The sequence below is a fragment of the Actinomadura darangshiensis genome (assembly GCF_004349235.1).
Classification (GTDB): Bacteria; Actinomycetota; Actinomycetes; order Streptosporangiales; family Streptosporangiaceae; genus Spirillospora; species Spirillospora darangshiensis.
Genome location: NZ_SMKY01000408.1, coordinates 1 through 6,456, shown reverse-complemented (window position 1 = coordinate 6,456; position 6,456 = coordinate 1). Strand labels below are relative to the sequence as shown.

Genomic DNA, 6,456 nt, shown 5'->3' with positions numbered 1-6,456 from the left:
CCCCCGGCAACGGCACCGCCCGCCCCTCGTAGCCCCTGAGCCCGGCGGACGGCGAACCGCCCGGCCGTCCAGGACATCCAACCCTTCAGAGCGTGGGGAGGGAGCGTGGTCGGACGGGCGCCCGGGGAAGGTGAGGGGCAGCGGCCACGCTGGCCATCACCGCGCTGTGCGTCAGTCCCTTCATCGTGTGGGTGGGAGTCGCGTTCCACCGCAGCGCCTTCTGGCTGGACGTCAACACGCTGGTCCAGCGCCGAATCGGCAGGAACCGTTCCTGGGACCTGCGCGAGACGCAGATCACGCTGCTGCCCGCCACCACGGACTTCCGCGGCTACGCGATCGGGCCCGCACTGCGCGTCTACGACCGGTCCGGGGGCACCCGGCTCCACTCGTAACGGACCTGGCGAGGCTGTCGGGGAACCCGCTGGGACCGATCTGAGCCCATCGTGCGCCGGCGGCGCTGATCAGCAGGGTGCCTACGGCATCGGGACGATTGTCGGCAGGGTGAGGGCCGAGTGGGCCGGTCGTGCTGCCGCGGCGGGCATGGTGACGAGGCTGCGCAGCCTGGTGTTGCGTTGCTCCAGGGCCTGCGCCGTGGTGGGGAAGAGCGTCGCCCCGCCCTTGTCGACCAGCGCCTGATTCATGGCCACGAACTCGCGGAGGTCGCGTTCGTAGGCGGCGAAGGCCGCGGCGTGGTCCTGGTTCGCGGCCAGGGCGTTGGCGAGCATGTAAGCACCGGCCAGCGCAAGGCTTGAGCCTTGTCCGGTAAGGAACGAGGGCGCGTACGCGGCGTCGCCGATCAGCGCGACTCGGCCCTTAGACCACTGGGGCATGCGGATCTGACCGGCCGTGTCGAAGAACAGGTCATCCGCGTCCCGCATGGCGCTGACCATGCCCGGGACCTCCCATCCCGCTCCGGCGAAGGTCGTGGCGACCAGATCCCGCTGGGCGTCAGGATCCCGGAGGGCATCGGACGGCAGGTCCGGTCGGTAGAAGTTCAGGAAGGCGTGCAGTTCGTCGTCGTCCCCGACGGCGTAGAGGGCCGCGGCCTTCCCCGGGGTGTTCCACACCATGAGTTCGTGGGAGAGCCCGAAGGTGTTCGGCATGGTGAATATGGCGAAGCAGTAGCCGAGGTAGCGGTGGAACTGCTCTTCGGGGCCGAACAGGGACTCCCGGGTTTGTGAGTGCATACCGTCGGCGCCGACTACCAGATCGAACGTGCGCCGTCGCCCGCTGTGGAAAGTAACGTCGACCGCTTCTTCGGACTGGTCGAGGGTGTCGATGGAGTCGTTGAACAGGAATTCCACGTCGTCGCGAACCAGTGCGTAGAGAACCGCGGCCAGATCCCCGCGACGCACCTCAAGGTCCTGCCCCTCGACACTGCCGGCAACGGCGCTCGGGGTGAGCGAGGCCACTTCACCGCCATCGGCGTCGAGGAAGGTGGCGCGCCGCGAGTCGATGTGCGCGTCCCGCAGTCGCGGCAGTATCCCCATCCGCCGGACCACCTCTATCGCGGTACCGCGGATGTCGATCGGGTACCCACCGTCGCGCAGTGCGCCTGCCTTCTCCACCACTGTGACCGCGAATCCGGACCGGTGCAGCCAGTACGCCAGCGCGGGTCCGGAGATACTGGCCCCGGAGATCAGAACTCTGCGCTTCGCGGTAGTGGTCATGTGTGTCATGCCTGGGCGCCTTTCTTCGTGATACGGACAATGGGCAGTGACAATGCGGCGACGAGGCCGGCGACGGCGAACCCCGTGACGAAGGCCGATTCGTTCGGCAGGCTCGTCATCGGGTCGGCCCCGGCGTCGAGGATCGCGCCGCCGATCTGGGCCCCCAAGGCGACGCCGATCACGCGCGTCACCACGAGCAGGCTTGTGGCGATGCCGGTGTCCCTGGTGTCGACGGCGGTGGCGGCGCCGGTGAGCAGCGCCGTGGTACCGACGCCCGCGGCGAACGCGGTCAGTACCTTCGCGAGGACGAGCTGCCATGCCGCCGTGTGCAGCGACGCCAGGGTGATCATCGTGGCCGCCGTGACGACGGCGCCCGCGATGACCACGGCACGCGGACCGAACCGCCGCGCCGCGATCCCGCCGACCGAATCGCTCACCGCCCCGGCGATGGCTCCGGGCATCAGGAAAAGCCCGATGTCGGTGGTACTGAGCCCGAAGCCGTACCCGTCGGCCGGTAGCGCGAACAACTGCGGGAGCAGAAAGCCCACCATCCCGAAACCGGTGGTGATGACGAAAGTGAGCACGAACGAATTGCGCATTGCGGGCTTCGCCAGCATTCGCAGATCGACCATCGGCGAGGCCGCACGGCGCTCGACGGCGACCCATCCGGCCGCGAGGGCGGCCACGGCCGCCGCGATGGCACCGACCCCGAGCGGCGGCAGATCGCCGCTCGTCATCGTCACGAGCCCGAGCATGAACGCGAGCAGCGTGCCGCTCAGCAGAACAACGCCGGGCCAGTCGATCCGGTCGTCCGATCGGATCGGCGGGTCATGCGGCATCAGCCGGGTCACGACCAACGTCGCCGCGATGATCGCGATCGTCGGTGCCGCGAACATCCAATGCCACGACAGTCCTTCCGCGAGCGGCCCGGCGAACAGCGTGCCCACCATGCCGCCGCCCGTGAACAGCCCGACGACCAGCCCGATCGCCACCTGCGACTCCCGTGCCGGGAGGTGCTTGCGCACCAGGATGATCGAGAGAGGCAGCGCCCCCACCATGACGCCTTGCAGTACCTGACCGAGCAGCAGCACCGGCAGATTCGGCGCCAGGCCGGCCAGCAGACCACCGGCCGACACCACGGCCATCAGCCCGACCAGCACCCGCTTTCCCCCGTAGCGGTCGCCGAGTTTCCCCGCGACGGGTGTGACGACCGCGCCGGTGATGAGCAATGTGTTGCCGATCAGTGCCCCTTCGGCAGGACTGACCCCCAGCTCACGTTGAAGCAGCGGGAGCGCGGGCTCCACCACCGACTGCAGCGTGCCGAGGGCGAGCGCCAAAATGCCGAGGACACCGATCGACAGCCTCCCGATGCGGACCGGGGAAGCCACAGCTTCGGACATAGATGTCCTTTTCATCGTTGCGGACAAATGCGTGGACCGAACTGCGCGAGATTCGCGCGCCTCCAACGCTTCCCTCCGGTGCCCCCGCCGGACATCGTCCCCAGCCGCCGTCTTCCCCTGGTGCACCCAGACCAGCCGCTCACCCGTCCTGGTGCCTACGCACCAGACGGCCGGTACGAAAATGATTTGAGCGAGGCGGCGCCCCGCTGCTACCGTCGCGGCCGACCGTGAAGACGTCGTAGGAGGTGAGACCCGTGAACACAGTCACCCATGGGTGCTCCCTCAGCCCGTCACGGTCCGGCGGCTGACATTCGGTGTCGCCAGGAGCGCCTGAGATCGAGGCACTCCTGAAAGGGGACGCCGATGAACACGAAGCCATTCACATCCGGCCTGAGCGATGACGCGCTGATGATCACGCGTGTCGCGGACAGGCATTGGCATGCACTGGACGACGACCTGGTGGTCGGCCGCGGATATGCGGAGCACCGGCCCGACGGACGCTTGTTCGTCAGCATCGACGCCTGGCACGACGCCGCCTTCGACCGGCTCGCCGAGGCGATGCCGGCGGAACTCCCTGCACCGCTGTACACGGTGGTCGATGAGGCCGACGGCGAGCTGACGGCCGGCTGGCGGCGGGCCGGTTTCCGGATCCGGCGCCGCGAGTGGGAGTACGTCGTGCCGACCGACCCGCGGGTCACAGGGCTCGACGAAGTCCTGCCGCCTTCGGGCGTGACCATCGTGCCCGCCGGTCAGGCGGACGAGGGCCTGCTTCGGGCGGTGGACCGAGCGATCCGCGACGAGGTCGAGGCGACCGTCGGGTGGTGGCAGTCGATGCCCGCGGAGGTGCTTCCCCATCCCGAAGGCGACACCATCGTCGACCCGTCGAAGTACGCGGTGGCCGCGGCGCCGGACCGCTACCTGGGGCTGATCCGGGTGGTGACGGTGCACCGGCCCCGCATCGGGCTGGTCGCGGTCCGGGCCGGCGAGCAGCGCCGCGGCATCGCGCGGGCGCTGCTGGCCCACGCGCTGGGGACGCTGCACCGCGCGGGGTTCGCCGTGGCCTCGGCCGAAGTCCACGAGTCCAACCAAGCCGCCTCGGAGCTGTTCGAGGGCATCGGGGCCCGGCGTGTGAGCAGCAACCTGGAGCTGGTGCGATGACGAAGAACAAGAACGGCATCGAACTCGAGGGCAAGGTCGTCGAGTGCCTGCGCAGCGCCATGTTCACCGTGGAGCTCGAGAACGGCCACCGGGTGCTCGCGCACATCAGCGGGAAGGTCCGCAAGAACTACATCAAGATCCTGCTGGAAGACCGGGTGCTGGTGGAGCTCACCCCGTACGACCTGACGCGCGGCCGCATCGTGTTCCGGTACCGGAACTAGCAACAATCGACACCTGCCGCAGCGGCTGACCCTGGGGCCCTGCCCTGGGCGAGGACCATGCTCGCCCAGGCGCGGGGTCACCGCGCGTGCGAGGTCGGCGCGCTGCGCCCACGCGGTCCGCGGCGTGGACCGCCTGCCCGGTTTCCGGCGGTGCGGGCCGCTACTGAACGCCTACCGCTTCAGGTCGGACAGCAGGGCCGCGAAAGCGCGACGGGTCACCAGCGGCTTGGGGCCATCCGGGTCCTTGCTGTCACCAGACGGCAATGGGGCCGGGGCCGGGGGCCAGCTCCACCCAATCTCCGCCGTTGTTCGTGCCAGCGCCTCCGACAGCTTCGCGACGTCCCCGGCTGGTGACGGGGTGGTGGGTGGACCGTGAAAGATGTAGGCCCGCTCTTGGCTCCGCCGGTCGTGTGCCTTGGTCAAGGCTGCGGGCTCAGTCCCGCGACGGCCAGCCGGAACAGCTCGTCCGCCCGGGTGGCGGGGTCGGGGTTGTGCTCGGTGGCCAGGACGATGCCGACGACCAGCGTGATCAGGTCGCCGACGGTGACGCCTGTCGCCACCGTGCCGTCCTGCACGGCGTGGCGCAGCAGCGGGCCTGCCGCCTCTTCCAACGCCGCCGAGCAACTGTTCTCGACCAGGTCGGCTCTGGCACCGTCATAAGCCAGCGCGGCTGCCAGCCCCCGGACCGAGACACCGTAGGCAATGACTTCACTCAGCCATTCCAGCAACGCGTTCCGGCTGTCGTCCCTGCCGGTGAGGTCTTGGGCGCGGACGCACAGGGCCTCGATCCAGTCCCGGGAGACCGCTTCCAGCAGTGCGCGGCGGGTGGGGAAGTGCCGGCGCACGGTCGCCGAGCCGACCCCGGCGGTGCGGGCGATCTGTTCCAGGGAGGCGCCGGCGCCGTTGGCGGCGACCTCCTCCTTGGCCACGGCAAGGATGCGCGTGTAGTTGCGCCGGGCGTCGGCACGCTGGCGGTCGGGCATGGCGTCACCTCCAGGGTTGCTAAGTGGCGGGGCCCGCCATATCGTACCGGAAGAGAAATGGCGGGCCCCGCCGTTTCCGTGGACCCCGAAGGAGCACCGTGTCCGAAGATTCCAGGCCCGTCCTTGTCACCGGCGCCACCGGCAGGCAGGGCGGGGCCACCGCCCGCGCCCTGCGGACGGCGGGCGTTTCCGTCCGCGCGCTGGTGCGCGACCCGACCACCGGCACGGCCAAGGCCGTCGAGGCGCTCGGCGCCGAACTGGTCACCGGCGATCTGCACGACCGCGGCTCGGTGACCCGGGCCGCCGAGGGCGCTCGCGCCGTCTTCTCCGTTCAGATGCCCGGCATGACCGAGGACGGCTTCGACTTCGAAGGGGAGGTGGCCCAGGGCGTCAACCTCATCGAGGGCGCGAAGGCCGCCGGGGTGCCGCAGTTCGTCCACACCTCGGTCACCGGCGCCGGCCAGCACACCCAGGCTCCCGGCTGGGCCGAAGGCCGCTGGGCTTCGATGGAGCCCACCCTTGGCGCCAAAAGCGCGATCCAAGACCGGGTCCGCGCGGCCGGTTTCCCTCACTGGACGCTTCTCAAGCCCGGCTTCTTCATGGAGAACTTCCTGCCGTCCATGGCGTTCCTGTTCCCGCGCGGCGTCCAAGGCGGCCTGGTGAGCGTCCTGAACCCCGAAACCCGACTGTCCCTGGTCGCGGTGGACGACATCGGCAGGGCGGCCGCCGCCGCCATCACCGCGCCGAAGCGATTCGACGGGGTCGAACTGGAACTGGCAAGCGACTACCTGTCGATGACGGAGATCGCCGAAGTCCTCTCCCGCGCTCTGGGCACGCACCTGCCCGCACCGGACATGACCGAACAGGAGGCCCTCGCCGCCGGAATGCCTGCGATGGGCGCCTCGCACGAGTGGCTGAACGCGACCGGCCAGCCAGGCCGCCCCCAGTACGCCAGAGACCTCGGCATCCCCCTCACCACCTTCGAGGAATGGACACAAAAGCACATGCGCCCCAACCCCTGACC

7 protein-coding genes are annotated in these 6,456 nt (G+C 69.7%); 4 read left to right on the top strand and 3 right to left on the bottom strand.

Going from position 1 to position 6,456, the window contains the following annotated elements; translation table 11 throughout:
* Positions 1–191: 191 nt before the first annotated feature.
* Complete coding sequence (locus E1293_RS43035; protein WP_132205291.1) at positions 192–392, top strand: hypothetical protein; 201 nt, start codon at positions 192–194, stop codon at positions 390–392.
* Between the two features lie 81 nt (positions 393–473).
* Here E1293_RS43035 and E1293_RS43030 read toward each other — a convergent pair whose 3' ends face one another.
* Together E1293_RS43030 and E1293_RS43025 are read right to left on the bottom strand one after the other, a co-directional pair.
* Complete coding sequence (locus E1293_RS43030) at positions 474–1,679, bottom strand: FAD-dependent monooxygenase (protein WP_207939445.1); 1,206 nt, start codon at positions 1,677–1,679, stop codon at positions 474–476.
* Positions 1,676–3,070, bottom strand: a complete 1,395-nt coding sequence (locus tag E1293_RS43025; protein ID WP_132205289.1) for an MFS transporter — start codon at positions 3,068–3,070, stop codon at positions 1,676–1,678. The genes E1293_RS43030 and E1293_RS43025 overlap by 4 nt, the downstream gene beginning before the upstream one ends.
* 363 nt (positions 3,071–3,433) lie before the next feature.
* Here E1293_RS43025 and E1293_RS43020 point away from each other — a divergent pair, with 363 nt between their 5' ends.
* Together E1293_RS43020 and infA are read left to right on the top strand one after the other, a co-directional pair.
* Positions 3,434–4,228 (top strand): GNAT family N-acetyltransferase, encoded by a 795-nt coding sequence (locus E1293_RS43020; RefSeq protein ID WP_132205287.1) that lies wholly within the window; start codon positions 3,434–3,436, stop codon positions 4,226–4,228.
* The gene (infA, locus tag E1293_RS43015; RefSeq protein ID WP_132205285.1) at positions 4,225–4,449 is read left to right on the top strand and encodes a translation initiation factor IF-1; all 225 of its coding nucleotides are present in this window, start codon (positions 4,225–4,227) and stop codon (positions 4,447–4,449) included. Before E1293_RS43020 ends, infA begins: the two co-directional genes overlap by 4 nt.
* Positions 4,450–4,868: 419 nt before the next feature.
* On the opposite strand, the gene E1293_RS43010 is transcribed toward infA, so the two are convergent.
* On the bottom strand, positions 4,869–5,432 hold the full coding sequence (locus E1293_RS43010) for a TetR/AcrR family transcriptional regulator (RefSeq protein ID WP_132205283.1): 564 nt from the start codon (positions 5,430–5,432) through the stop codon (positions 4,869–4,871).
* A gap of 98 nt (positions 5,433–5,530) precedes the next feature.
* Here E1293_RS43010 and E1293_RS43005 point away from each other — a divergent pair, with 98 nt between their 5' ends.
* Positions 5,531–6,454 (top strand): NmrA/HSCARG family protein, encoded by a 924-nt coding sequence (locus tag E1293_RS43005; RefSeq protein WP_132205281.1) that lies wholly within the window; start codon positions 5,531–5,533, stop codon positions 6,452–6,454.
* Positions 6,455–6,456 lie beyond the last annotated feature (2 nt).